Here is an 821-nt window from a genome sequence, read left to right on the forward strand (position 1 = left end):
CACAAACTCATCGCCGCCCAGCCGCGCCGCCAGCTCGTGGGGGCCGACGCCGCGCTGCAGCCGCTGCGCCATCTGATTCAGCACCTGATCGCCCGCCGTGTGGCCCCAGTTATCGTTTAGCGGCTTGAACTGATCGAGATCGAGACTGACGATTGCCAGCGGCGAGGCCAGATGAGGCGGTTCCAGATGGCGCGTCAGGAACTCCTGTAGCTGTATGCGGTTAGATAACCCGGTCAGCGCATCATGACGTGAAAGAAACTGGATGCGCGCCTCCGCTTCCATCCCCTGCGTAATATCCGAGACGGTGCCGCGAAAACCAGCGCGACGGCCGTTGTGCCAGATGGTTTTCGCCACCAGATGGCCGATGCGGCGCTCGCCCTGCGCGCTCATAAACTGACAGCGCAGCGGCGCAGAGGGGCTGTTCTCCTCCTGACGCATCAGCCAGGCCACCAGTGAATGGCTGGAGTGCGTCAACAGACGATCGATATGCTCGCCCGTCCAGTCGGCGATCTGGTGGCCGGTCAGGCGATGAAAGCGGGAAGAGAGATAGATCAGTCGCCCCTGCTCATCGGTTTCCCAGATCCAGTCCGAGGCGGCCTCAGCCAGATCGCGAAAGCGCGCCTCGCTGTGCGCCAGCTCCTGCTGGCTGATCGTCAGCATGGCGAAGCGCCGGTCGGAAAGAATGGCGTGATGCAGCGCGTGGCGGCTGACGCGGCGCGTAATCCAGCCGGTAACCAGCGCCATCGCCGCCAGGATCGGCAGCAGCAGCATAAGCAGACGCGTGCCGGGCATTTTCGGCTGCCAGCGCAGCACCACCGCTT

1 protein-coding gene is annotated in these 821 nt (G+C 63.9%); it reads right to left on the reverse strand.

Going from position 1 to position 821, the window contains the following annotated elements:
• Positions 1 to 821, reverse strand: an 821-nt coding sequence (locus B3797_RS18275; RefSeq protein WP_311791823.1) for a sensor domain-containing diguanylate cyclase, incomplete at both ends; no start/stop codon positions are given.

This window comes from Pantoea sp. UBA5923, assembly GCF_002431095.1.
Classification (GTDB): Bacteria; Pseudomonadota; Gammaproteobacteria; order Enterobacterales; family Enterobacteriaceae; genus Pantoea; species Pantoea piersonii.